Source organism: Flavobacterium chungnamense, assembly GCF_039539165.1.
Classification (GTDB): domain Bacteria; phylum Bacteroidota; class Bacteroidia; order Flavobacteriales; family Flavobacteriaceae; genus Flavobacterium; species Flavobacterium chungnamense.
In genome coordinates this window covers 269,357-293,527 of sequence record NZ_BAABCS010000020.1, presented here as the reverse complement: position 1 = coordinate 293,527, position 24,171 = coordinate 269,357, and the positions used below count along the sequence as shown (strand labels likewise).

Annotated in this window: 29 protein-coding genes; 21 read left to right on the top strand and 8 right to left on the bottom strand. The window is 30.7% G+C overall.

The features are described 5' to 3' along the window. Window positions 1–80: 80 nt before the first annotated feature. From ABD771_RS11840 to kdsB, 8 genes are all read left to right on the top strand, one after another. Window positions 81–1,505 carry an ATP-dependent DNA helicase gene (locus ABD771_RS11840; protein WP_345094814.1) on the top strand — a complete coding sequence of 475 codons (1,425 nt, stop codon included), beginning with the start codon at window positions 81–83 and terminating at the stop codon, window positions 1,503–1,505. Between the two features lie 79 nt (window positions 1,506–1,584). Then, window positions 1,585–2,010, top strand: coding sequence for a hypothetical protein (locus ABD771_RS11835; RefSeq protein WP_345094812.1), 426 nt, complete (start codon window positions 1,585–1,587; stop codon window positions 2,008–2,010). A gap of 68 nt (window positions 2,011–2,078) precedes the next feature. Continuing rightward, entirely contained in the window at window positions 2,079–2,681 is a 603-nt protein-coding gene (locus ABD771_RS11830; protein ID WP_345094810.1) for a hypothetical protein, read from the top strand. 86 nt (window positions 2,682–2,767) lie between these two features. Then, on the top strand, window positions 2,768–3,193 hold the full coding sequence (locus ABD771_RS11825; protein ID WP_345094808.1) for a VOC family protein: 426 nt from the start codon (window positions 2,768–2,770) through the stop codon (window positions 3,191–3,193). Between the two features lie 70 nt (window positions 3,194–3,263). Further along, window positions 3,264–3,824, top strand: a complete 561-nt coding sequence (locus ABD771_RS11820) for a DUF4256 domain-containing protein (protein WP_345094806.1) — start codon at window positions 3,264–3,266, stop codon at window positions 3,822–3,824. A gap of 68 nt (window positions 3,825–3,892) precedes the next feature. Further along, on the top strand, window positions 3,893–4,333 hold the full coding sequence (locus ABD771_RS11815; RefSeq protein WP_345094804.1) for a VOC family protein: 441 nt from the start codon (window positions 3,893–3,895) through the stop codon (window positions 4,331–4,333). Window positions 4,334–4,425: 92 nt separating this feature from the next. Continuing rightward, the gene (locus tag ABD771_RS11810; RefSeq protein WP_345094802.1) at window positions 4,426–4,983 is read left to right on the top strand and encodes a DUF4126 domain-containing protein; all 558 of its coding nucleotides are present in this window, start codon (window positions 4,426–4,428) and stop codon (window positions 4,981–4,983) included. A gap of 61 nt (window positions 4,984–5,044) precedes the next feature. Further along, a complete protein-coding gene (gene kdsB / locus ABD771_RS11805) occupies window positions 5,045–5,770 on the top strand; it encodes a 3-deoxy-manno-octulosonate cytidylyltransferase (protein WP_345094800.1) in 726 nt (241 codons plus the stop codon). A 33-nt stretch (window positions 5,771–5,803) separates the two neighbouring features. Here the strand turns inward: kdsB and ABD771_RS11800 are convergent, their stop codons facing one another. Together ABD771_RS11800 and ABD771_RS11795 are read right to left on the bottom strand one after the other, a co-directional pair. Beyond that, entirely contained in the window at window positions 5,804–6,514 is a 711-nt protein-coding gene (locus ABD771_RS11800; protein ID WP_344816268.1) for a potassium channel family protein, read from the bottom strand. Further along, window positions 6,511–7,176: a spermidine synthase gene (locus ABD771_RS11795; RefSeq protein WP_344816269.1), complete on the bottom strand. Its 666-nt coding sequence runs from the start codon at window positions 7,174–7,176 to the stop codon at window positions 6,511–6,513. The genes ABD771_RS11800 and ABD771_RS11795 overlap by 4 nt, the downstream gene beginning before the upstream one ends. Window positions 7,177–7,236: 60 nt before the next feature. On the opposite strand from ABD771_RS11795, the gene ABD771_RS11790 reads away from it, so the two are divergent. The 7 genes from ABD771_RS11790 (at window position 7,237) to ABD771_RS11760 (ending at window position 13,873) form a co-directional block, all read left to right on the top strand. Further along, window positions 7,237–7,788, top strand: a complete 552-nt coding sequence (locus ABD771_RS11790) for a 1-acyl-sn-glycerol-3-phosphate acyltransferase (protein ID WP_344816270.1) — start codon at window positions 7,237–7,239, stop codon at window positions 7,786–7,788. A 58-nt stretch (window positions 7,789–7,846) separates the two neighbouring features. Further along, complete coding sequence (locus ABD771_RS11785; RefSeq protein ID WP_345094796.1) at window positions 7,847–8,404, top strand: hypothetical protein; 558 nt, start codon at window positions 7,847–7,849, stop codon at window positions 8,402–8,404. Continuing rightward, a complete protein-coding gene (locus ABD771_RS11780; RefSeq protein WP_345094794.1) occupies window positions 8,376–8,855 on the top strand; it encodes a hypothetical protein in 480 nt (159 codons plus the stop codon). Before ABD771_RS11785 ends, ABD771_RS11780 begins: the two co-directional genes overlap by 29 nt. A 108-nt stretch (window positions 8,856–8,963) precedes the next feature. Continuing rightward, entirely contained in the window at window positions 8,964–10,103 is a 1,140-nt protein-coding gene (locus ABD771_RS11775; protein ID WP_345094792.1) for a M14 family metallopeptidase, read from the top strand. A 78-nt stretch (window positions 10,104–10,181) separates the two neighbouring features. Continuing rightward, a complete protein-coding gene (locus tag ABD771_RS11770; protein WP_035127172.1) occupies window positions 10,182–10,661 on the top strand; it encodes an Lrp/AsnC family transcriptional regulator in 480 nt (159 codons plus the stop codon). 80 nt (window positions 10,662–10,741) lie between these two features. Then, window positions 10,742–13,318: a phosphoenolpyruvate carboxylase gene (locus ABD771_RS11765; RefSeq protein ID WP_345094790.1), complete on the top strand. Its 2,577-nt coding sequence runs from the start codon at window positions 10,742–10,744 to the stop codon at window positions 13,316–13,318. Between the two features lie 36 nt (window positions 13,319–13,354). Beyond that, a complete protein-coding gene (locus ABD771_RS11760; RefSeq protein WP_345094788.1) occupies window positions 13,355–13,873 on the top strand; it encodes a DinB family protein in 519 nt (172 codons plus the stop codon). Window positions 13,874–13,987: 114 nt separating this feature from the next. On the opposite strand, the gene ABD771_RS11755 is transcribed toward ABD771_RS11760, so the two are convergent. From ABD771_RS11755 to aroB, 4 genes are all read right to left on the bottom strand, one after another. Then, window positions 13,988–14,404, bottom strand: coding sequence for a DNA primase (locus ABD771_RS11755; RefSeq protein WP_345094786.1), 417 nt, complete (start codon window positions 14,402–14,404; stop codon window positions 13,988–13,990). Window positions 14,405–14,413: 9 nt separating this feature from the next. Next, window positions 14,414–15,388, bottom strand: a complete 975-nt coding sequence (locus ABD771_RS11750; protein WP_344816278.1) for a deoxyhypusine synthase family protein — start codon at window positions 15,386–15,388, stop codon at window positions 14,414–14,416. Between the two features lie 79 nt (window positions 15,389–15,467). After that, window positions 15,468–16,871, bottom strand: a complete 1,404-nt coding sequence (locus tag ABD771_RS11745) for a type III PLP-dependent enzyme domain-containing protein (protein WP_345094784.1) — start codon at window positions 16,869–16,871, stop codon at window positions 15,468–15,470. A 286-nt stretch (window positions 16,872–17,157) separates the two neighbouring features. After that, a complete protein-coding gene (aroB, locus tag ABD771_RS11740; RefSeq protein WP_345094782.1) occupies window positions 17,158–18,219 on the bottom strand; it encodes a 3-dehydroquinate synthase in 1,062 nt (353 codons plus the stop codon). A 151-nt stretch (window positions 18,220–18,370) separates the two neighbouring features. Here aroB and ABD771_RS11735 point away from each other — a divergent pair, with 151 nt between their 5' ends. Genes ABD771_RS11735 through ABD771_RS11715 form a run of 5 tightly spaced genes read left to right on the top strand, consistent with a single transcriptional unit; the run spans window position 18,371 to window position 21,348 of the window. Further along, window positions 18,371–18,673, top strand: coding sequence for a TIGR03643 family protein (locus ABD771_RS11735; protein WP_345094780.1), 303 nt, complete (start codon window positions 18,371–18,373; stop codon window positions 18,671–18,673). Between the two features lies 1 nt (window position 18,674). Beyond that, a complete protein-coding gene (locus ABD771_RS11730) occupies window positions 18,675–19,073 on the top strand; it encodes a DUF2452 domain-containing protein (protein WP_345094778.1) in 399 nt (132 codons plus the stop codon). A gap of 12 nt (window positions 19,074–19,085) precedes the next feature. Continuing rightward, window positions 19,086–19,727 carry a flavin reductase family protein gene (locus ABD771_RS11725; RefSeq protein WP_345094776.1) on the top strand — a complete coding sequence of 214 codons (642 nt, stop codon included), beginning with the start codon at window positions 19,086–19,088 and terminating at the stop codon, window positions 19,725–19,727. A 3-nt stretch (window positions 19,728–19,730) separates the two neighbouring features. Then, a complete protein-coding gene (locus ABD771_RS11720; protein WP_345094774.1) occupies window positions 19,731–21,239 on the top strand; it encodes a cryptochrome/deoxyribodipyrimidine photo-lyase family protein in 1,509 nt (502 codons plus the stop codon). After that, entirely contained in the window at window positions 21,205–21,348 is a 144-nt protein-coding gene (locus ABD771_RS11715; protein ID WP_345094771.1) for a DUF2256 domain-containing protein, read from the top strand. The genes ABD771_RS11720 and ABD771_RS11715 overlap by 35 nt, the downstream gene beginning before the upstream one ends. Window positions 21,349–21,419: 71 nt before the next feature. Here the strand turns inward: ABD771_RS11715 and ABD771_RS11710 are convergent, their stop codons facing one another. After that, on the bottom strand, window positions 21,420–22,430 hold the full coding sequence (locus ABD771_RS11710; RefSeq protein WP_345094769.1) for an IS1595 family transposase: 1,011 nt from the start codon (window positions 22,428–22,430) through the stop codon (window positions 21,420–21,422). A 648-nt stretch (window positions 22,431–23,078) separates the two neighbouring features. Here ABD771_RS11710 and ABD771_RS11705 point away from each other — a divergent pair. Next, window positions 23,079–23,633, top strand: a complete 555-nt coding sequence (locus tag ABD771_RS11705) for a hypothetical protein (protein ID WP_345094767.1) — start codon at window positions 23,079–23,081, stop codon at window positions 23,631–23,633. A 56-nt stretch (window positions 23,634–23,689) separates the two neighbouring features. On the opposite strand, the gene ABD771_RS11700 is transcribed toward ABD771_RS11705, so the two are convergent. After that, window positions 23,690–24,160, bottom strand: coding sequence for a hypothetical protein (locus tag ABD771_RS11700; RefSeq protein WP_345094765.1), 471 nt, complete (start codon window positions 24,158–24,160; stop codon window positions 23,690–23,692). Between the last annotated feature and the right edge of the window lie 11 nt (window positions 24,161–24,171).

Genomic DNA, 24,171 nt, shown 5'->3' with positions numbered 1-24,171 from the left:
CAAAAAATGTTAATAAACAAAACTCCTAAACATTCAAACTTCTAAACATATTTCTGTACTTTGCGGTTAAATAAAAACCTGTGGCAACCAAAAATTTCTATTCCATTCTATCCCAAAACTTTCCGTTTAATCCCACGATTAAGCAAGATGCCTTCTTTCAAAAAATTGCCGTTTTCATCACCAATGTCAACAACGACAGCATTTTTGTACTAAAAGGATACGCAGGAACAGGAAAAACCACCGTAATTTCTACCATTGTAAACAACCTAATCGAAGTCAATAAAAAATACGTTTTATTGGCACCAACAGGTCGAGCTGCCAAAGTTATTGCCAATTATTCCAACAAACCAGCATTTACGATTCATAAGAAAATATATTTTCCAAAGAAGTCGAGTGGTGGCGGAGTGGCTTTTACGATGCAACAAAACAAACACAAAAATACCATTTTCATAGTCGATGAAGCGTCCATGATTTCTGATGTTGCCGCCGAAAGCAAAATGTACGAAAACGGAAGTTTGCTAGACGATTTAATCTCTTACATCTATAGTGGTGAAAATTGCAAAATGATTTTACTTGGCGACACAGCTCAGCTTCCGCCAGTGAATTTAGATATTTCACCAGCTTTAAACACCGATACTTTAGAACTAAATTACGACAAAAAAGTAGATTGGATTGAACTCGACGAAGTAATGCGTCAAGAACTAAACTCCGGAATTCTCTACAACGCCACCGAATTGCGCGAATTGTTGAAAGACAGTTTCATCACCGAATTCAAATTCAAGTTGCGAGGTTTCAAAGATATTGTTCGTCTTACTGATGTTTATGATATTCAAGACGCCATCAACCAAGCTTATAGTAATTATTCTATTGAAGATACAGCGTTTATTGTGCGTTCCAACAAAAGAGCCAACCAATACAACGAGCAAATTAGAACCAAAATCCTCGACAAAGAAAGCGATTTATCGACAGGCGATTTCTTGATGGTTGTGAAGAACAACTACTTTTGGTTGAAAGAAAAAGACGAAGCCGGTTTCATTGCCAATGGCGACATCATCGAAGTTTTGGAAATTTATAGTTTCAAAGAATTATACGGATTCAAATTTGCCAAAGTCAAAATACGAATGGTCGATTATCCAAACCAAATTCCGTTTGAAACCGTTTTGATTTTAGATACTATTAAAAGTGAATCACCATCCTTAACCTACGAGCAATCCAACCAATTGTATGAAGAAGTGATGAAAGATTACGAACACCTAACAACCAAATACGCCAAATTCCAAAAAGTAAAAGAAAACGAATACTTCAACGGATTGCAAGTAAAATTCTCTTACGCGATAACCTGCCACAAAAGCCAAGGCGGACAATGGAACACCGTTTTCATAGAACAACCGTATTTACCCGAAGGCATCGACAGAGATTACATTCGTTGGCTTTACACTGCAATTACAAGAGCTAAAGATAGATTGTATTTGATTGGGTTTAAAGACGAGAGTTTTTTGGAGTAGATTGTGGGAAATTGTTATATTTGGTAAGTTAAACCCTTAATTTTTATAAAGTAAACAATACCAATTAAGTATTATTTTAATGGCAGACTTATTCAATTATTTACTTTCAGCTTTAATTTTATTACTTGGAGTAAGATTTATTTTTATTTCATACACAAAGCCTGATGTATTTTATAGTTCAACTTTGAAAGGATATTTAGCAGGTTTTCTTTTTATTCTTATGAGTATAATGTCATTTTTAGGAAAGTTCAGTTTATATTCAATAATAACTAAACTTGTTCGTAATTCTTTAATGTTAAAAGGAGAAAATGGAGGATTAAGTTTTGCTATATTTATTACAATTATTTTCATGGTACTGTTTTTTACTTATTATCGTCCTGACAAATTGATTAGAAAATATAAAGTATTAAAAAATGATTTATCAGAAAAAATTAATTTATTAAGTAACTATGTGTTGTTTTATTTTTGGTTCTTATTTGTAATATTGTATTTGATTCTTCGATAAAAGTTTCAACAGAAATAATATTAATTTAGTTGAATGATTTAAAAAAAAGTTTAAAAACATAAAAATTAATGATAAAAGAACTAATTCAAAAAAAAGGTTACATCAAAAGAGAACTCAAAATTTTTGAAACCAAAGTACATTGCAAAACTACTTTGTTTGGAGTTGTATCTGATATTGTTGTGCCATTTGAAAATATTCCTAATCAAAAAGAATCATTTGTCTTACACAGAAGAAGTATGCTAGTAATTCTTGGCTTATTAGCTTTTTTGATACTAGTATGTTTAATTTATAAAGATGATAAAGAATTTGATCCTAATATTTGGATGTTCTTTTTAATCATTTTTCTTTTAGCTATTCCTGTTTATTTTTATAGTGTAGAAAATCTTTGGCGAGTGAGAATTGGGTTTAATGTAAATATATTTGCTTTCAAAAAGATTCCAAATATTAATGAAGTTGATGAGTTTTTTGAACTTCTTTTTACAACACGAAATAATTACTTAAGACAAACTTATTTTTTGCCTGTAACTAAGAACTTAACATATGATTCTCAAAAAAGCAATCTTCAATGGTTACGAAAAAATGAAGCAATTTCGGGTGTTGAATTTGAAAAATCAATTGAGGAATTGAATAAAATATTTCTATCTGAAAACAACAAAATTGGATTTAATTAATATAGAAATGCTCCGCAAGCATCTTCCAAACTTTGCGGATTTTTTTTATACATTAGCTTAAGCAAATAACAAACAACCAATAAACCATGGCACAAATAAACGTACATCTAAACTACAACGGAAATGCAGAAGAAGCATTTACATTTTATAAATCAGTTTTTGGTGGAGAATTTTCTAAAATTACGCGTCTCAAAGATTTAGAAGGTCCAGATTTTCCAGTCGATGAAAAAGACGCTGATAAAATAATGCACATCGCTCTACCAATTGGCAACAACACCTTAATGGCAAATGATGTTCCAAGTTTTATGGGAACGGTCAATGAAAATGAAAATCGATCTAAGATTGCAGTTTCAGCACAAAGTAGAGAAGAAGCCGATAAATTATTCAACGGACTTTCTGCAGGCGGAACTGTTGAAATGCCGATTCAAGATAGTCCTTGGGGTTCTTATTTTGGAATGTTCAGAGACAAATATGGTATCGAATGGATGATAGATTTTGATGCTAATTCATAACGAAAAGTAGATTAATTATTTGATGATACTATCAAATGATACTATCATAATTAACTTTTAATGTTATAATATGTCAAAAAATCAACTTTCACCAACCCAACAATCCGAACTTTTAGCTATTCTAAAAAAGCGTTTTGAGAAACATCCAAACCGTCATCATGGCTTGGAATGGTCGAAAATTCAAGAAAAGTTAGAAGCCAATCCAAATAAACTTTGGTCCTTAAACGAAATGGAACGAACCGAAGGCGAACCAGACGTTGTTGATTACGACAAAGAAATGGATGAATATGTTTTCTATGATTGTGCAACAGAAACACCAAAAGGACGAAGAAGTTTGTGTTACGACAAAGAAGCTTTAGAGGCAAGAAAAGAATTCAAACCAGAGAATAACGTAATTGATACGGCAACTTCTATGGGAATTGAACTTTTATCAGAAGACGAGTATCGCTACTTGCAACAGTTAGGAAAATTTGATTTAAAAACGTCAAGTTGGATAAAAACACCTTCAAAAATCAGACAATTAGGTGGCGCACTTTTTGCTGATTTTCGATATGAAACCGTTTTTATTTACCATAATGGCGCGCAATCGTATTATGCAGTACGAGGTTTTCGAGGTTCATTGAGAGTATAGTTTTGCAAAATTATTGAACAAAAAATTATATCTTTGAATCATCAAACAATTCTTAAAACATTTAAATTATGGCAACAGTAAATGCATATTTAACTTTCAACGGAACTTGCGAAGCTGCTTTCAATTTTTACAAATCAGTTTTTGGTGGAGAATTTACCTATATAGGAAGATTCAATGAAATGCCACCAGCAGAAAATTGCGAACCAATTTCTGAAGAAGCAGGAAATTTAATAATGCACGTTTCATTGCCAATTAGCGCAGAAACCATTTTGTTTGGAAGTGATACGTCAGAAGCTTTTGGTCATACAACAGTTGTTGGAGATAATATTTCTATATCAGTAAATGCATCGAGTAGAGAAGAAGCAGACAGATTATTCAACGGATTGTCAGCAGATGGAGTAATAAAAATGCCTTTAGAAAATACATTTTGGGGCGCCTATTTTGGAATGTTTGTTGATAAATTTGGAATCCATTGGATGATGAATTTTGATGAAGCGCCACAAAAATAATTCAATTTATAATTAATTATAATCAAACAAATCCTCGTTTTTAATTGTAAAACGAGGATTTGTTTTTTAGTATATTTGTAAAATTAAAATTAATGAATCTAGAAACCATTTTATCAATTTGCCTCGGAATCGGTTTAGCTTCAGCATCAGGATTTAGAGTTTTCTTACCTGTGTTCGCATTGAGTTTGGCGTCTTATTTTAATGTTATTCCTCTAAATGAAAGTTGGGCATGGATTGGCGGTTTGCCAGCATTGATAAGCTTTGGTGTAGCCATGATTTTCGAAATATTTGGTTACTACATTCCGTTTATTGATAATTTATTGGATACAATTGCAACGCCATTAGCAGCCATAGCCGGATTTGTAGTAATGGCTTCCACAATGGTTGATATTTCTCCAACAATGACTACAATTCTGGCAATAATCGCTGGAAGTGGTTCCGCCACAGCATTTCAAGGATTGACTACCACAACACGATTAGCATCATCAGTAAAAACAGCAGGTTTAGGAAATCCAGTAGTTTCCACCGCCGAAACCGGAACCGCAATTACTTTAAGTTCCTTAGCAATTTTCCTTCCAATAGTTGCAGTTATCCTCGTTGTTATTATCTTTGGTGTGATTTATTGGATATTTAAAAAATTAAAAAAATAAAGTTGTCAATTATCAGTTTATAAACTGACAACAGAAAACCGACAACCGACAACTAAAAAGTATGAAAGTAATCGCCGTAATTCCAGCTCGTTATGCTTCTACACGTTTTCCTGCTAAATTGATGCAAGATTTAGGTGGTAAAACTGTAATCCTTCGAACGTATGAAGCTGCAAAAAACACCAATTTATTTGACGATGTTTTTGTGGTTACTGATTCCAATTTGATTTTCGACGAAATAGTTTCTAATGGTGGAAAAGCCATTATGTCAATAAAAGAACACGAAAGCGGAAGCGATAGAATTGCTGAAGCAGTTGCTAATTTAGATGTTGATATTGTAGTAAATGTTCAAGGTGACGAACCTTTTATTAACAAAGAACCTTTAGAAAAAGTAATAGAAGTCTTTAAAAATGATGCTTATAAAAAAGTAGATTTAGCTTCTTTAATGAGAGAAATAACTAATGAAGAAGATATCAATAACCCAAATAATGTGAAAGTTGTTGTTGATCAAAATGGTTTTGCTTTGTACTTTTCACGTTCTGTAATTCCGTATCCAAGAGATAAGAATGTTGGTGTTCGTTATTTTCAACACATCGGAATTTATGCTTTCCGCAAACAAGCACTTTTAGATTTCTATTCCTTACCTATGAAATCATTGGAAGCTTCTGAAAAACTAGAACAACTTCGCTATTTAGAGTTCGGAAAACGAATCAAAATGTTAGAAACAACTCACGTCGGAATCGGAATTGATACACCAGAAGATTTGGATAAGGCTAGAAAGATGTTATAAACTTCGTACTTCGTATATCAAACTTCGTACTTTCTACGCTATTTCATCATTATCAAAATACCCTTTTCCTTTCACTTTTGTAGAGAAGAAATTCAAAAACAAAATCACAAATGATAAGAAGAAAATGGCTTGCATGCTAACTAAAACTTTACCATAAGTTGTGATTGGATAATAATCTCCAAATCCAATAGAATTAGAACTTACCAAACTAAAATAGATGGAATCAAACCAATGTGAAAAAGGTTTGTTCATATTTTCTCCTAAAGTATAAAGAACTCCAAACGCGACTACAATTTCTATGTAATTAAAGAAAAGTAACAACATTGAACGTTTGTAAGAACGCGGACGAGTAAATAAATCGGAAGCAAATATCAAAGTCGGAATATACAATAACGTTTCTGCCAGAACATAAATCATCAAATAAATTAAGAATAAATTAGATTGCCATCCATTTATTAATATTAGAATTGGAAAAGCAACTTTCAATAAAATGTAAACATCCATAGCTAAGTCTTGAAATTCATGACCAATTTTACAAGCTATATATTTTATATAAACACCAGGAAAAAGTAATTGTGATATTGAAAGTAATAATCTAACTATCTTCTCAATTCCATTATCATCTTGATGGTCATTATTCCAAATAGATTTAATATTTAAAATACGTTTTTGTATTGGATCGTATTTTGGTTTATAGTCAATAGATACTTTTCCAACAAATAATTTATATAAGAAAGATCTCATTCTATTAGCTTTTTAATAGTAAATAATTCATTATGAGTTTCTACTTTTGGATACATTCGTATGGAGTAATTGGCATCGAATTTCTTTTTATAATCCAAATTTCTAATTCGATTTTTTTCGTTGATAACCATCGTGTTAAAAAGTATGAAACCTTCAACATTTAGCAAAAAGTTAATTCTATTTATAAAAAAATCTTCAAACAAAAAATTTGGCATTGTTGTATCTTGAAAAATATCAATAATGATTAAATCATATTTGTCTTTGGTCTTTAATACAAATTCAAAAGCATCATCAACAATCAATTCTAAGTTTTTAATTTCGTTTAATTTGAAATACTTGTTGGCAATTTCAACTACATCTTTATCGATTTCAACTCCGGTTATTTTTCCTTTAAATTTTACTTCGTCAACTAAAGTTTTAATGACGCTTCCACCGGCAACACCAAGAATTAATATGTTTTCAAATTTTCTTATTCTTTCAAAACCAATATATTTTAATCCTTTTTTTAAAATTCGTTGCAAACTTCCATAAGAATAATTGGTGTTTTTTGAATCTAAAACCAACTCGCCATTGTTCCAAGTAACCTCCAAAGTTTTACTTATAGAGGAGTTTTTCTTAATAACGTTTATAGGAATGAAGTAGCTTAAGAATTTTGATAGCATAAATAAAAATATTTTCTGAAAAATAATAGATTAATGCTAAATTTACGCAAAATATTTGAGATGAAGAAACGACTTTATGAATTTATTTTCTTTCGATTAATGGGTTGGAAAATAATTGGCGCTAGCAATCTAAATGTAAATAAATGCGTTTTTATGGTTTTGCCTCACACAAGTTGGCACGATTTCTATTTAGGATTATTTACAAGAGGTATTACAGAAGTACCAATGCATTTTGTTGGTAAAAAAGAATTATTCAAATTCCCTTTTGGTTGGTATTTTAAATGGATGGGCGGAAAACCACTAGACCGAACAGGAGGTCTTAATAAGGTAGATGCCATTGCAAAAACTTTTGATGATTATGACGAATTACGATTAGCAATAGCACCAGAAGGCACACGAAAATATGTATCAGAACTCAAAACTGGGTTTTATTACATTGCTGTAAAAGCCAATGTACCAATACTTCCAGTTGCTTTTGATTTTGGTAAAAAAGAGGTTACCATAGGTAAATCTTTCTTCCCAACTGCTAACTATGATGAAGATTTAAAAGGGCTACTTCCTTTTTTTAAAGGTGTAAAAGGTAAGATTCCGGAAAACGGATTTAAAGTATAAAAAAACCAACACAACTTATTTTTCGTAAATACTATTATAAACAAAAAAAATAGTACTTATGAAAACAAATTTTCTATTCCTTGCTACTTTAGCAATTGCTTTTACTTCTTGTAGTGATGATGATTCGCCAGCTACACCAATGACAACTTCAGAATTTAAGATTGTTACTTCTAGTAATAATTCTGGTAAAGTAACTTTTAGCGATTTATCTGTTGCATCACCAACAGTAAAAAGTTTTACTATTAGCTCGTTAGATACAGATGGTATTTATTATGATTCAACAACAGATGAAGTAATTTTAGCATCAAGGACTAACAATAAATTAGAAGTTTATGGAGGATTGCAATCAGCAATAACTAATAATTTAACTTCACTTTCAACGAAATTTTCAAGTGCATCTGAATTCACCAACCCAAGAGAAACAGCAGTTTATGGTGATAAAGTTGTTGTAACTCAAGATCAAGCTGCTTCAAATGGCAATACTAATAAGTTGTTAGTTTATCAAAAAACGGCTACTGGATTAAATTTATTAAACGTATATATTGTAAACTTCAAAAATTGGGGGAATCTTCGTAAACGGAACTACTTTGTATGCAACTGCAGATTTGACTGGTGATATTGTTGTTTTTGAAAATTTCTTTTCAAACCCTAGTGGAACAATTACGCCAACAAAAAGAGTTACAATTCAAGGTTTAGTTAGAACTCACGGAATTGCATTTTCTGCTGTCGACAATAGAATGATACTAACAGATGTTGGTTCAGCTGCTTCAGATTCTGATGGTGGTTTGATAGTCATCAACAATTTTTCAAGTGTTTTAGCTGCTACGCCAAATATGGGAACAATTGCAACATCAAGTCAAATAAGACTTTATGGTCCAAATTCAACCCTAGGAAATCCTGTAGATGTGAGTTATGACGATCTAACTGAACAAGTTTATGTAGCAGAGCGATTAAATGCTGGCGGAAAATTATTAACATTCAATTTACCAACTGCAAATGGCGATGCAACTCCAACAATGTCAAGACAAGAAGCAGGAATTAGTAGTGTTTATCTTATTAGAAAATAATCAGTTAGATTTGTTATAGTTTTTGTTAGAAACCTCCAATAGTTAGTATTGGAGGTTTTTTTGTATTCAAATAATTCTAGTTGATTACCTTTGTGTCAAATTTAGTTTATGGATTACATCGATTTACATAAGGAATACAAAGCCAATTCACTTTTCGGAAGATATATTACTTTAAAAGATATTGAGCCGCTTTTATCCAAATTTCAAACAGAAGTCATTGGAAGATCAGTTTTAGGAAAACCTATCTATAAATATGAAATTGGAACAGGTAAAATCAGAATTCTGATGTGGTCTCAAATGCATGGAAACGAAAGTACAACAACCAAAGCTTTGTTTGATTTTTTCAATATAATTCATTCGCAAGAAGCATTAGGTGTAAAGTTACTTCAAGAATTTACTTTTTGTTTTCTTCCGATGGTAAATCCTGATGGAGCCGAATTGTATACTCGTGAAAATGCAAATAAAGTTGATTTAAACAGAGATTCAGTTGATTTGTCTCAACCCGAAAGTCAATTACTTCGTAAAACATTTGATGATTTCAAACCCGATTTTTGTTACAATCTTCACGATCAACGAACCATTTTTGGAGCAGGAAATGAAGGTAATGTTGCAACAGTTTCTTTTTTAGCTCCAGCTTTTAACGAAAGTCGAGAAATAAACGAAGTTCGAGCCAAAGCGATGAATGTTATTGTGGCTATGAATAATGAACTTCAAAATCACATTCCAAATCAAGTCGGAAGATTTGATGACGGATTTAATATCAATTGCATTGGAGATAGATTTACATCTTTAAATGTTCCTACTATTTTATTTGAAGCAGGACATTATCAAGAGGATTATTATAGAGAATATACTCGAAAAATGATTTTCATTGCTTTAATTTCTGGATTGAAGCATATTTACGAAAACGATGTAGTTGATAATGAAATCGCAAAATATTTGTCAATTTCTCAAAATAATATCGTTTTTTATGATTTTCTTTATAAAAACATCAAAATAAATTATGATGGTAAAGAAATAATTACGAATTTTGCTGCTCAATACAAAGAAGAGCTAATTGATGGTAAAATCCAGTTGAACGCTTACATAGCTGAAATTGGTGAGTTGAAAGGAAAATTTGGTCATATCATGTACAACGCACACAAAATGTTGTATTCTGACAATGAAGAAAATATTCCTAAATTAAATCAAAAAGTCAATTTTTATTTAGGAAATAGCATAAAATTTGTTAATGGTTTAAAAAAATAACATTATTTTTTGTTTTTTATTAAATAAAATGTATTAATTTGTATTTATAAATCAAAACAATAATATAAATTAGTAATTATGAGTAAGTTTCGTTTAGATGAAGTAGATCACCAAATCCTTGATATGTTAATTGATAACACAAGAGTTCCATTTACTGACATCGCAAAAAAATTATTAATTTCTGCAGGAACAGTTCACGTAAGAGTTAAGAAAATGGAAGATGCAGGAATCATTATGGGTTCTTCATTGACTTTAGATTATGAAAAATTAGGATATTCTTTCATCGCTTACGTTGGTGTTTTCTTGAATAATACTTCACAAACTAAATTTGTTTTAGAAAGAATTAACGAAATTCCATTCGTAACCGTTGCTCATGTAACTACAGGTAAATTCAACATTTTCTGTAAAATTAGAGCAAAAGATACTAAACATGCTAAAGACGTAATCTTCATGATTGACGATATCGAAGGTGTTTACAGAACTGAAACAATGATTTCACTTGAGGAAAGTATCAACGACAAAAAACGTTTGATGCACACCATTTTCAAAGACATTTAATTTTCTAATGAAAATCAATTATACCAACCTCAAGTTTTTTGCTTGAGGTTTTTTTGTATATTTAAATTCAATTTTTTTCTATGTACACACTACCAAAAATAGAACGTTTCAATCAAAATGTATTGTCCAAATACCACATTTATAATAGTGTATTTATAACCTTACCTTTTGATGCTATTGATAATACAGGAGTTTTATTACCGCTTTTTACAGAAGTTTGTGATAACGGATTCAAGAATAATCTTTCGCCAGTTGAGATTGTTAATTCGTTTGCAAAAAAATACTTGGATAACGTTTCCGAAGAAGAAAAAATTGGTTTGATGTTTCGTTTCATTCAATATGTAGAACGTCAAATTGTTCTTTTTGATGCTATTGAAGATGCAGCTTTTCCAGTGGTGAATAATATGGAAGGAAAAGGTTCGCTTCGTGATGTAAAAGAACGAGCTGATACTAAAGAATTAAAGCAAGAATTACAATCTTTTTTAGAAGATTTTAATATTAGGACAGTTCTAACTGCACATCCAACTCAATTTTATCCAGGTTCAGTTTTGGGAATAATTACCGATTTGACGGATGCTATTCGTGAAAATGATTTGAATAAAATCAAAGAATTATTGGCACAATTAGGAAAAACTCCATTTATAAAAAAGGATAAACCAACACCTTTTGACGAGGCTGTGAGTTTGATATGGTATTTGGAAAATGTTTTTTATCAAACATCAGGCGAAATGTTACAGTACATTCAGAAGAATATTTTTAAAGAAAAATCCATTTCCAATTCTATAATAAATTTAGGATTTTGGCCTGGAGGCGATAGAGATGGAAATCCATTTGTAACCACAGAAATCACTTTAAAAGTTGCTGATAGATTAAGAACTTCAATTCTTAAATCATATTATTTGGATGTTAGAAAACTAAAAAGAAAACTAACATTTTCTGGAATTGAAACCATAATTTCAGATATTGAAAATAAACTATATCGTTCTGTATTTTATTCAACAGGAACTATTTATATTACTTTATCGGAACTAAAAGATAAATTAAATGAAATCAAGTTACTTTGCATAGAAAAACACCAATCGTTGTATTTAGACGACATCAATGATTTGATAAATAAAGTAAATGTATTCGGATTTCACTTTGCATCTTTAGATATTCGTCAGAATAGTAAAATTCATAATAAAGTAATTAAAACCATTTTTGATTCCCTTGGAACAGGCAATGAAAATTTCAAAGATTACTTTACGTATTCAAGTGAAAAACGAATGGAATTACTAGCAACAATTTCTGGAAACATTTCTTCTGATTTGTTTAACGATGAAATGACAAAGCAAACATTAGATTCTATTTTTGCCATCAAGACAATTCAAGAAAATAATGGTGAGTTAGGAGCCAACCGCTACATTATTTCCAACAATGAAAGTGCGTTGAATGTGATGGAGACCTTTGCGTTGTTCAAATTATGCAATTGGGAAAATCCATCGGTAGATATTGTTCCGTTATTTGAATCGATTGAAGATTTGAAAGATGCTGACAAAATTATGGAGCAATTGTACACTAATAAAGAGTACGCTGCCCATTTAAAAAATAGAAACAACAAGCAAACCGTAATGTTAGGTTTCTCCGACGGAACCAAAGATGGCGGATATTTGATGGCAAATTGGGGAATTTATAAAGCCAAACAAACCATAACAACAATCTCAAGAAAATACGGAATTAAAGTAATTTTCTTCGATGGACGTGGTGGTCCGCCAGCGCGTGGTGGTGGAAAAACACATAAATTTTATGCGTCATTAGGTTCAGAAATTGAAAATCAAGAAATTCAATTGACAATTCAAGGTCAGACTATTAGTTCTAATTTTGGAACAACAGAATCGTGTCGTTATAATTTAGAAAACCTTTTAAGTGCTGGAGTTGCAAATCAGATTTACAAAAATGAAAGCATCAATTTGTCCGATTCCGATAAGAAAATCATTGACGAACTTTCAGAAATTGGCTATCAAAAATATTTGAGTTTCAAAAATCATCCTAAGTTTATTCCTTATTTGGAGCAAATGAGTACGTTGAATTATTATTCCAAAACCAATATTGGAAGTCGTCCATCTAAAAGAAATGCAAGCGAAAGTCTTGATTTTGCTGATTTGCGTGCCATTCCGTTTGTAGGTTCGTGGAGTCAAATGAAACAAAATGTTCCTGGTTTTTTTGGAGTTGGTTCGGCTTTAAAACATTTTGAAACCACCAACCAATGGGAAAAAGTACAATCGCTATTTGATACGTCGTTGTTTTTCAGAACATTATTAGAAAACAGTATGATGTCGTTGGCAAAATCTTTTTTTCCTTTAACACAATACATGAAAAACGATACTGAGTTTGGTGATTTTTGGCAAATAATCTTCGATGAATTTCAAGAAACCAAGCGATTATTACTAAAAATTGCAGGACACAAAGAACTAATGGAAAACTATCCTGATGGAAAAGCTTCTATCAAAATGCGCGAAGATATTGTGTTACCATTGTTAACGATTCAGCAATATGCTTTAATGCAAATCAACGAAATCAAAAAGGGTAGTGGTGATGCCAAACTTTTAGAAGTTTATGAAAAATTAGTATTGCGCTCTCTTTTTGGAAATACTAATGCTAGCAGGAATTCGGCTTAAAATATTGAATAGTTAAAATACAAATTAAATTAGATTATGAAACCAACCCAACTAAAATCCAACGAATACGCACCATTTTACGCAAACTACGTCGCACAAGTTTCTGATGAATATACTCTAGTAGAAGAATTAGAAATTTCTTTGCATCGTTACATCAAATTTGTGCAAGATATTCCGATGGATAAATTTGATTACAGTTATGCTGAAGAAAAATGGACTATTAAGGATATTATTCAACATACTATTGACGCCGAAAGAGTTTTTGCCTACAGAGCTTTACGTTTTGCTAGAAATGACAAAACCGAATTGCCAGGATATGAAGAAGACGATTATGCCAACGAAGCCAACGGAAACAAAAGAAGCATCATGGAATTGCTAACAGAGTTTTCGGCTGTTCGCCATGCAACGTTGTTGTTATTCAAATCTTTTAATGAAGAACAACTTCTACGAGTTGGTTATGCAAATAACAATCCGATGTCGGTTAGAGCACTTGGTTTTGTAATTATAGGTCATCAGAATCATCATCAAAAAGTTTTTGAAGAAAGATATTTGTAAAGTACGAAGTACAAAGTACGAAGTGTATAAAAGTGCATAAAAAATCCCAAATTTAACTTTCTAAATTTGGGATTTTTACTTCGTACTTTGTACTTTGTACTTCGTACTTATTTCTTATTCTTCGTCTTCATCGTCATCATTAAAATTATCTGATGGTTCGTCATCATCATCATCGTCATCTTCACCATCATCAGAACCGCCTTTGTCTTTTAGTAAATCTTCTTCAACATCGTCATCATCACCAGAAGCATCTTCATCGTCATCTAGACCTGCAACAGGAATAATAGGTTCGATTACTGCATCTAAATCATCATCCTCATCAAATTTTTCCATTCTGCTTGCCAATTTAGTACTTACTTTCACTAAATAAATAGTGTCTTCAGTTCTTACTTCAACAGCTTCAACAAGTTCGTTTTGAGCATTTCTGAAACGGATGATATCACTATCGTCATATCCTTCAGGAAATTTCTCTACTAATAAGTTTAAAATATCGCCAGTTAGCTTAGCATAATCAACAATAACTCTTCTCATAAATGTATTTTATTGGTCTAATAAATATGCAAAAATTAAGGGAGCAACAATGGTTGCATCCGACTCGATGATGAACTTTGGAGTATGAATATCCAATTTACCCCAAGTGATTTTTTCATTTGGAACCGCACCTGAGTACGAACCATAACTAGTTGTAGAATCTGAAATCTGACAGAAATAACTCCAGAAAGGAATGTCATGCATTTCCATATCTTGGTACAACATTGGAACTACACAAATAGGAAAATCTCCTGCAATTCCACCACCTATTTGGAAGAAACCAACACCTTTACCACTTGAATTTTTTGGATACCAATCGGCTAACCACATCATGTATTCAATTCCGCTTTTCATAGTAGTAGGTTTGAATTCACCTTTAATACAATAAGAAGCAAAAATATTACCCATCGTACTGTCTTCCCAACCTGGAACTACAATTGGAAGATTTTTTTCTGCAGCAGCAACCATCCAAGAATCTTTTGGATCAATTTCGTAGTATTGTTCTAAAACACCAGAATTAATCATTTGATACATAAATTCATGTGGAAAATATCTTTCTCCTTTTGAATCGGCATTATTCCAAATATCATATAAGTGTGATTGTAATCTTCTGAAAGCTTCTTCTTCAGGAATACAAGTATCTGTAACTCTATTGTAGTGATTTTCTAATAAATCCCATTCTTCTTGTGGAGATAAATCTCTGTAATTTGGAACTCTTTTGTAAGAATTGTGAGCAACTAAATTCATAATATCTTCTTCAAGATTAGCTCCAGTACAGGATATAATATGTACTTTATCTTGACGAATCATTTCTGCTAGCGATTTTCCTAACTCAGCAGTACTCATTGCACCTGCTAGAGTTATCATCATTTTTCCATTTTCTAGTAAATGTTGCTCATAACCTTTGGCAGCATCTACTAAAGCAGCTGCATTGAAATGAAGATAATTCTTCTCAATAAACTGACTTATTGGTCCTTTGCTCATTTTGTTTATTTAATGTTTATGATTGTAGTTTGGTTATCAAAGAAAAACTTTTTTTCTAAAACTTCAAACTGTTTTTTTATTATTTTTTTGTGTAACCTAAAATTTTCAAAACATCTTCAGCAGTTTGTTGTTCCGAGAAAATTTCAGTTGCTATAATTCCGTTTGCATCTTTGTCAATCAAAATGTGTTTTGGTTGAGGAATCAAACAGTGGTGTAATCCGCCATATCCACCGATGGTTTCTTGATAAGCACCAGTATTGAAAAAACCAATGTATAAAGGTTTTTCTTTATTGTATTTTGGCAAATAGATAGCATTCATATTTTGCTCCGAATTGTAATAATCGTCGCTATCACAAGTCATTCCGCCCAATAAAACCCTTTCATAATTATCATTCCAGCGATTTATGGCTAATAAAATAAAACGCTTGTTAATTGCCCAAGTATCAGGTAAGGTTGTAATAAATGACGAGTCAATCATGTTCCAAGCTTCTCTATCATTTTGTTGTTTTTGGTATAAAACTTGATAAATAGCACCTCCTGATTCACCAACAGTAAACGAACCAAATTCAGTAAAAATATTTGGCACATCTACTTCAGCTTCTTCACAAGCAATCTTGATTTGATTGATAACTTCATCAACCATATATTGGTAATCGTATTCAAAGGCTAATGAGTTTTTTATAGGAAATCCGCCACCAATGTTCAAGCCATCTAGCGAAGGACATTCTTTTTTCAATGCAATGTAAACTTTAATACATTTTACCAATTCATTCCAGTAATAGGCATTGTCATTAATTCCTGTATTGATAAAGAAGTGAAGCATTTTCAACTCTAAATTATCATTTTCTTGAATTTGTTTTTTGTAAAACTGAACGATATTTTTATATCCAATTCCTAAACGAGAGGTGTAAAACTCAAATTTTGGTTCTTCCTCAGCAGCAATTCTAATTCCGATTTTGAATTTTCCTTTGATTTCTGCTTGTAATAAATCCAATTCTTCATAATTATCAATTATCGGAATCGTATTTTTATGACCATTATTAATCAATCGAGCAATGTTGGTAACGTATTGATCTCTTTTAAAACCATTACAAATTACATAAGTACTTTTGTTTATTTTACCATTTTCAAGTAAATTTTCAACAATATTGATATCAAATGCTGACGATGTTTCTACGTGAATATTATTTTTGAAAGCCTCATTCATAATGTATTCAAAATGAGAACTTTTTGTGCAATAACAATAATAGTATTTACCTTCATAATTGTTTTTTTCCATAGCATTTCTGAACCAATTTTTGGCTCTTTTAATGTTGTTGGAAATTTGAGGTAAATAGGTGAATTTTAAAGGCGTACCATATTGTTCTACCAATTTCATCAAATCGATGTTGTGAAATTGAAGCGTACTATCTTTGTTTAAAGTAAATTCTTCTTGTGGAAAGTAGTAAGTTTGATTAATTAGGTCGAAATATTTTGTATTCATTTGATTTTGAAAATTTATTAGATTATTAAAAAAACAGCTAATCTAATTTTCTCAAACCCTAATGTTTGCATAAATTATAGGAAGTTTTTCAGTTTCAGATTTGAATAATTCTAAAAACAAGCCTAAAATAGTCCGAATTGATGTTAAAAACGTAACACATAGTACTTGAAAACCAGAATTGGTTTTTAGCGTGAAAGTGCTATTGATAGTAGTGTTAGTATTATTTTTCATCAGGACAAATGTAAAAAATAAAATTACCGAAATGCAATAAATTTTATAAAAAATATTACGATTTATAATCTTTAAAGCTATTAATAATCAATTCATTTTCAACGGATTGGTTTATGATGATTTTTCCAATACCATTTATTAAAGCAAATTGAACTTTTCCGTACTCGTTTTTCTTATCGTGAATAAGTAAATTTTGAATAGAAACAATGTCTTCATCACTAAAATCATGCGGTTCATAAATAGTAGAGATGATGTATTTAATTTGATAAAATTCTTCATTAGAAAGTAATCCTTTTTCTTTTGAAATATAACTTTCTAAAATCATTCCAATAGCAATGGCTTCACCATGAAGTAATGGCGTTGCCGATTGTAAAAAATGACTTTCAATGGCGTGTCCTAAGGTATGACCAAAGTTCAGTGCTTTTCGAATCCCGTTTTCTGTTGGATCTTGTTTTACAATTTCGTTTTTAATTTCTATCGAACGGTAAATTAATGTATCAAAATCGGCAAAATCAATTTGAGATAAATCTAAGAATTGTTCCCAATATTTTTTGTCATAAATTAAGCCATGTTTGAGCATTTCAGCTAATCCTGAACGCAGTTCCCTTTGAGATAAAGTTTCAAGAAAATCAGAATCAATCAGTAACATTTGAGGTACATTTATTACACCAATTTGGTTTTTTAAGTTGCCTAAATCAACACCATTTTTTCCACCAATTGAAGCATCAACCATTCCTAATAAAGTGGTTGGAACGTTTATGAAATCTATTCCTCTTTTGAAAGTAGAAGCAATGAACCCTCCAATATCAGTTATCACGCCACCTCCAAGATTGATGAGTACACTTTTTCTGTCAGCACCAAGGTCGGATAGTATTGACCAAATTTCTACACAAGTTGTAATAGTTTTTATTTCTTCTCCAGCTTCAATTTCTATAATTTCAATTGGAATTTCTGTAGCTAAATTTGGTAAAAATTTTGACAAGCAATATTCGTTAGTATGTTCGTCAACTATAATAAAAATGGAAGAATATTTTTTTTCAGATATAAAATCATTGATTTTTTCATATCCATTTTCGTTGAAAAATATTTGATAACCGTTGGCTTCGATGGATTGCATACAGAGTTTTAATTTGGAACAAAAATAGAGATATTATTTTATCCATTTAAACTTTAACAATAACTTATTTTTTCGTTAAAATTCTTTTAGCTTAATACGAAATGATTACTTTTGTTTAATTAATATAAATAAATGTTAAACAAAATATATTTTGAAACCTATAATTGCAACCCAAGAAAAAGAAAATTTATCTGATATTCAGATTGATAGAGTCATTGAAATGGCGTGGGAAGATCGAACTCCATTTGATGCTATAAAGTTTCAGTTTGGCTTGTCTGAAGCCGAAGTTAAAGCTTTAATGAAAAAAGAATTAAAATTTAGTAGCTATAAATTGTGGCGTGAAAGAGTTGAAAATTGTAAAACCAAGCACTTAGCAAAACGAGTAGAAGGTATTGATCGATTCAAATGCAATTTACAACGTGCCATTTCAAACAATAAAATTTCTAAAAGATAAAATGGAAAGTAAGAAACCAGATAATATAGTTTTTTCAGAAGAAGAAGGTTATAATGCGAGTTTATTATCTTATTCTACAAGTGTTGGCGCGCCAGTTATCAAAATGGATGATGTTGTGTCATGGAAAAGTAGAGGAATAAGCAACGTAAATAAAGAGTTTGAAAATAAGTTTAATGAACTTAAAATTCAATATGAAAAATTGATGCAAGAATTTGAATGGAACGAATTGGTTTATAACTCCAAGTTTTCATTTGAACCTGTAATCGGTGAAATTTATCATTTATATACCAACAATGACGGAACAAATTCACTTTCATTAATAGCTCCAAACGAATGGAACAAAGAGCATATTGGAACTTTCAAATTGAATAGCGAAAGAAAATGGGTTCATCTTTTATAAATTTAATTTCAAATGAGTAAAATTCATATCAATAAAGACCAGATAGAACAACTTGAAAAACAAAAAAGAGTTCACTTAATCAATAGTTTAGGTGGCTTCAAAAGTGTTGCTTTGGTTGGAACTTCTGATAAAAAAGGCAATGAAAATCTAGCAATTTTTAGTTCTTTTTTTCACATTGGTGCTAATCCTCCACTTATAGGAATGATATTTCGTCCAAGTCCACCAGAACGTGATACACTTCACAATATTTTTGAAACAGGTTTTTATACAATCAATCATATCAATGAAGCTATTTGTAAACAAGCTCATCAAACTTCGGCAAGATACGATGAAGGAGTTTCTGAATTTGATGCAACTAATTTAAAATCAGAATATAAAAATGACTTTTTTGCGCCATTTGTGGTAGAAAGTAACATTCAATTAGGAGTAGAATTTAAAGAAAAAATGGATATTTCTATAAATAGCACAACTATGATTATAGGTGAAATTATTCAAATTTATATTCCAGAAAATTGTTTGCTTGATGATGGTTTTATCGATATAGAAAAAGCCAACACAATCACCTGTTCCGGTTTAGATAGTTATCATAAAACAATTCAATTAGACAGATTGAGCTACGCAAAACCTGATAAAGAAATCACCTCATTACTCTAAAAATTGAAAAAAAAAACTATAAATATTGTTTGGTTCAAACGTGATTTGCGTTTTACAGATCACGAACCACTTTATTTTGCGCAACAGGAAGAGATTCCGGTTTTATTAGTTTATTTCTTTGAACCTTCGGTAATGAATTATGATGATTCTGATGTACGTCATTGGAGGTTTATCTACGAATCATTGCAGGAAATGCAAGTCAAATTAAATTCAATTGCTACAAATATTTATATTTTTCATAACGAAGTGCAATCCGTTTTTAATGAATTGCATAAAATCTATAATATAAAAACTGTTTTCTCACATCAAGAAATTGGAAATAAAATCACTTTTGATAGGGATATTGAAATGCAAAGATTTTTTGATTCCAATGAAATCCATTGGAAACAATCACAAATGCATGGCGTAATTCGCAAGTTAAAATCAAGAAGCAATTGGGACAAACGATGGGAACAAGTAATGCGTGATGTTCCTAAAATGGTTGATTTTAATGCCTTAAAAGTAGAAAGTTTGGAACCCTATTGCTACGAAAAGTTAAAAGGAAACGAACTTTCAACAGAAATCACAACACGAAATAAAAACTTCCAACAAGGCGGTGAATATTGGGCTTGGCGCTATTTAGATAGTTTTGTAAAAGAGCGTCATGTGAATTATAGCAAACACATTTCCAAACCTAATTTAAGCCGAAATGGTTGCAGTCGTTTGTCACCTTATTTGACTTATGGAAATATTAGTATGCGAATGGTTTATCAGTACACCAATCAGCATTATGAAGCGTCCAAAAATAAAAGAGCGATGTTGAATTTTGTTTCAAGACTACATTGGCATTGCCATTTTATGCAAAAATTTGAAGACGAATGCCAAATGGAATTTGAAAACGCAAATCGAGCTTATGATTCTTTAATAAAACCAAAAAATGAAACCTATATAAAAGCTTGGCAAGAAGGCAAAACTGGAGTTCCAATTGTGGATGCGTGCATGCGATGTTTAGTTCAAACCGGTTACATAAATTTCAGAATGAGAGCGATGGTTGTTTCGTTTTTCACTTTCAACTTATGGCAAGATTGGCGCGAATTACATTTTCTAGCACGACAATTTTTGGATTATGAACCTGGAATTCACTATCCACAAATACAAATGCAATCGGGAACAACTGGAATTAATACGATTAGAATTTACAATCCAATTAAAAATTCCGAAGAACATGATTCAGAAGGGATTTTCATCAAAAAATGGTTGCCAGAATTAGCAGAAATTCCAGTAAATTTAATTCACGAGCCTTGGAAATTAAACGCAATCGAACAACAATTTTACAACTGTGAAATTGGTAAAGAGTATCCATTTCCAATTGTAGATATTGATGAAACCCGAAAAAAAGCAAGTGATATTGTATGGAGTTTTAGAAAAAAAGATAATGTCAAAGAAGAAGGTAAACGAATCTTAAAGAAACACGTTAGTAACCCAAATAAACCTAAAAATGCGAGGAGTAAAAAAGCAAAACCTTCCAAGTAAAACATGCATCGTTTGCCAAAAACCATTCACTTGGCGCAAAAAATGGGAAAAAGTTTGGGACGAAGTAAAATATTGTAGTGATAAATGCAGAATGAATAAAGCAAAATAGCCACAGATTCACAGATTAGTAACTAAATAAAAAATCTGTGAATTAGTGGCAAATAAAAAAATATAACGGAATTATAAAGAATTTGGGATATTGTCCATTTTATGACTTTTCATAGCATTTATAACTAGAGTTTCAAACATATCATCTACCTTTCTGTTATTGTACTTGAAAACTGCTTCTGCAACATATTTGGGTAAATGTTTTAAACTTACTTGATGATGTTGTCCGATTATCTGTCTGCGGATTATTGCCCAAAAACTTTCAATCGAGTTCGTATTTACTCCTTTGTATGAGTATAACCTTTGATGGTCTATTTTTACGTGTTCAATAATTTCATCCATTCTCGAATAACCTTTATACTCGTCAGAAATTAAAACGCTATCATCTACATCAACGTATTTTTGAACCATTTCTTTTAATTGCTTTGATGTTACTTGTTTTGATACTTGTGCTACTACATCGCCATTTCTTTCAACTATTCCAATAACAGGAATTTTTGAAGTACCACGACCACGTTTTGGATTTTCAGCAGATTTTGCTGGATTACCTTTACCACGTTTGAACTTTATTCCCACTTCTTTTAATTCGTCTATTCTTTCGTCTAATTCTGGTATTGATGTTTTAACTAATGGTTTATTAGTTTCTCCATTATTAAACTTTCTTGGTTTACCTCCAACATACATTTCGTCCATTTCAACAATACCTTCTAATTCTATTGTATCGTTTTCAATTATCATTAGATTACGCATTTTGTGATACATATTTAATGCAGTAGGATAACTTACATTTAGATTACGTTGTAGTTGTAATGCAGACAAACCTTTCTTTGCATCGCATACAATTGAAAACGCAAACATCCACTTTTTTAAACCCATATTTGTACTATGCAAAGCAGTATCAACTGTTACAAATGTAGATTTACCACAACTATAACATTTGAAACGTAAATCCTTACCTCTTTTAGAAAGATTTGGCGATTCACAATAAGCACATATTGGAGTATCACCCCAACGTTTTTGCTCAAAGTATTTAACCGCATCTAATTCGGTTGGAAACTTTTCTGATATTTCTACAATATTCATACGTTTGTTTTTTATAATAATTATAATAGCAATAAAAATAGTTTACATATATTTGTTTTTACGATAATTTGTGCGCACTCATTGTTGTTTTTAAACTTAAAATTTAAACTCATTTACAATGAAAAACAAATTAAAAATAAAGGAAACTTATATAAGAGTACCTTTACAGAACGTTGGCGGAATTTTACAATTAATCGCAATTTGTTGCGTTTTTTGTTACAATTCCAAAAAAAACAAATAGAAGTCTGCGCAACTTTTTGTTTTAACCTCACTTCTGCAAGTGAGGTTTTTTTGTAAACTATTTTTTATCACTATTAATTTCATATACAGATATGAAATATATTTATGTTTATTTAATAAAATAACTATATTTGACTTTCATAATTTTTAAAAAATTACAATGTAAAAATACAGAATAATTATCTAAATATCAATAGCGTAGCTATATAATCTTTCTCCGAAAAACCGCCAATTTATTCAATAGAAACATAGATTATAAGTGTACTGCTCTCGTTATGCGTGGGCTTTCTCTTATCTATGTTTCGGGTGCTTGGCGGTACCTTCGGCGTTGGATTTAGAGTTTGTTCCACGCTGTTGTTTTCTAACAAACTTTAAAGCTTTTTGGAACGAGGGCAACCAATTTTTTTTATGAAAACAAATTTTTTAAAATCAGTATTATTACTGATAATTTCGTTAACTCTTTTTAGTTGTTCATCAGATTCAGATGAAACATCAGCACCAGCACCTTGTCCTCAAGGTTACACAGGAGCAAATTGTTCTACACAAATTACTCCTAGTAAAATTATCATTAGTAAAATTAGAGTTAATGTGTTTCCTAATCTAAACGGAACAAACACTTGGGATTCTGTTATAAATGTTGCACCTGATATTTTTGTTAGATTAGGCATAGGAGATGGAAGTAATTCGACCATTACTCTTTACACAAGTAATTATATAAATGATGCTTTAAGTAATGGCTCAAATTATTTTGATTTTATTCCAACTACACCTATTGAATTATTATTTCCAACACAACAACACGTTTTAATATTAGGTGATTATGATTCAGCTTCATCTAATGATTTAATGGGTGGTTTAATTTTTAATCCTTATAATTCTAATAATGGATTCCCTACAACTATAACTATAAGTAATTCATCTATACCATTAAAATTTGAATTAACAGTTTCTTACGTTTGGTAACATCAATAATTTCAAAGAGCATTTTTTTAAAGCCGTAATTAATTACGGCTTTTTCATTATAACTTTTTTGATTCAATTTTGTGATATTTCTTTCTTAATTTATTAATTAATTTTTCATCTATTCCAAACTTTTCTAAATCATCAATATTTAGTTTTTTTGTTTCAAATACATTATATTCTAATAGTTTGTATAAATCTCCTTTTGATGATAAAGGAAGTAAAACTTCTCTAATAAAAATGTTGTTCAATGCCAAATTTGGCATATATGTTTTTTGTAAATCAAGAGTTAATTTTACCATTTCAGAATTAACTGATTTTATATCTTCTTTGATAGTTAATCTAAATAGTCTTATAAATAACCCTATTAATAAAGCTATTAACCACCAATTCCAATGTTCTAATATATATTCTATCATTGTATATTTTTTGAGTTTGTTTATATCATTAAGAATAAAGAAAAAAATAGTACTTAATGTAGCTATTAATTCTATAGTTTTTAACAATGTTGTAATTATTTGTTTTATCATATCTTTGTGTT

What these genes read in the sequence shown, in the direction of transcription:
- ABD771_RS11770 (WP_035127172.1), top strand. Translation starts at nt 10,182, where the DNA reads ATGAGTAAGTTTCGTTTAGATGAAGTAGATCACCAAATCCTTGATATG.
- ABD771_RS11830 (WP_345094810.1), top strand. Translation starts at nt 2,079, where the DNA reads ATGATAAAAGAACTAATTCAAAAAAAAGGTTACATCAAAAGAGAACTC.
- ABD771_RS11790 (WP_344816270.1), top strand. Translation starts at nt 7,237, where the DNA reads ATGAAGAAACGACTTTATGAATTTATTTTCTTTCGATTAATGGGTTGG.
- ABD771_RS11810 (WP_345094802.1), top strand. Translation starts at nt 4,426, where the DNA reads ATGAATCTAGAAACCATTTTATCAATTTGCCTCGGAATCGGTTTAGCT.
- ABD771_RS11775 (WP_345094792.1), top strand. Translation starts at nt 8,964, where the DNA reads ATGGATTACATCGATTTACATAAGGAATACAAAGCCAATTCACTTTTC.
- ABD771_RS11725 (WP_345094776.1), top strand. Translation starts at nt 19,086, where the DNA reads ATGAGTAAAATTCATATCAATAAAGACCAGATAGAACAACTTGAAAAA.
- ABD771_RS11820 (WP_345094806.1), top strand. Translation starts at nt 3,264, where the DNA reads ATGTCAAAAAATCAACTTTCACCAACCCAACAATCCGAACTTTTAGCT.
- kdsB (WP_345094800.1), top strand. Translation starts at nt 5,045, where the DNA reads ATGAAAGTAATCGCCGTAATTCCAGCTCGTTATGCTTCTACACGTTTT.
- ABD771_RS11760 (WP_345094788.1), top strand. Translation starts at nt 13,355, where the DNA reads ATGAAACCAACCCAACTAAAATCCAACGAATACGCACCATTTTACGCA.
- aroB (WP_345094782.1), bottom strand. Translation starts at nt 18,219, where the DNA reads ATGCAATCCATCGAAGCCAACGGTTATCAAATATTTTTCAACGAAAAT.
- ABD771_RS11795 (WP_344816269.1), bottom strand. Translation starts at nt 7,176, where the DNA reads ATGCTATCAAAATTCTTAAGCTACTTCATTCCTATAAACGTTATTAAG.
- ABD771_RS11705 (WP_345094767.1), top strand. Translation starts at nt 23,079, where the DNA reads ATGAAAACAAATTTTTTAAAATCAGTATTATTACTGATAATTTCGTTA.
- ABD771_RS11800 (WP_344816268.1), bottom strand. Translation starts at nt 6,514, where the DNA reads ATGAGATCTTTCTTATATAAATTATTTGTTGGAAAAGTATCTATTGAC.
- ABD771_RS11825 (WP_345094808.1), top strand. Translation starts at nt 2,768, where the DNA reads ATGGCACAAATAAACGTACATCTAAACTACAACGGAAATGCAGAAGAA.
- ABD771_RS11730 (WP_345094778.1), top strand. Translation starts at nt 18,675, where the DNA reads ATGGAAAGTAAGAAACCAGATAATATAGTTTTTTCAGAAGAAGAAGGT.
- ABD771_RS11815 (WP_345094804.1), top strand. Translation starts at nt 3,893, where the DNA reads ATGGCAACAGTAAATGCATATTTAACTTTCAACGGAACTTGCGAAGCT.
- ABD771_RS11785 (WP_345094796.1), top strand. Translation starts at nt 7,847, where the DNA reads ATGAAAACAAATTTTCTATTCCTTGCTACTTTAGCAATTGCTTTTACT.
- ABD771_RS11835 (WP_345094812.1), top strand. Translation starts at nt 1,585, where the DNA reads ATGGCAGACTTATTCAATTATTTACTTTCAGCTTTAATTTTATTACTT.
- ABD771_RS11750 (WP_344816278.1), bottom strand. Translation starts at nt 15,388, where the DNA reads ATGAGCAAAGGACCAATAAGTCAGTTTATTGAGAAGAATTATCTTCAT.
- ABD771_RS11755 (WP_345094786.1), bottom strand. Translation starts at nt 14,404, where the DNA reads ATGAGAAGAGTTATTGTTGATTATGCTAAGCTAACTGGCGATATTTTA.
- ABD771_RS11715 (WP_345094771.1), top strand. Translation starts at nt 21,205, where the DNA reads ATGCGAGGAGTAAAAAAGCAAAACCTTCCAAGTAAAACATGCATCGTT.
- ABD771_RS11765 (WP_345094790.1), top strand. Translation starts at nt 10,742, where the DNA reads ATGTACACACTACCAAAAATAGAACGTTTCAATCAAAATGTATTGTCC.
- ABD771_RS11710 (WP_345094769.1), bottom strand. Translation starts at nt 22,430, where the DNA reads ATGAATATTGTAGAAATATCAGAAAAGTTTCCAACCGAATTAGATGCG.
- ABD771_RS11745 (WP_345094784.1), bottom strand. Translation starts at nt 16,871, where the DNA reads ATGAATACAAAATATTTCGACCTAATTAATCAAACTTACTACTTTCCA.
- ABD771_RS11700 (WP_345094765.1), bottom strand. Translation starts at nt 24,160, where the DNA reads ATGATAAAACAAATAATTACAACATTGTTAAAAACTATAGAATTAATA.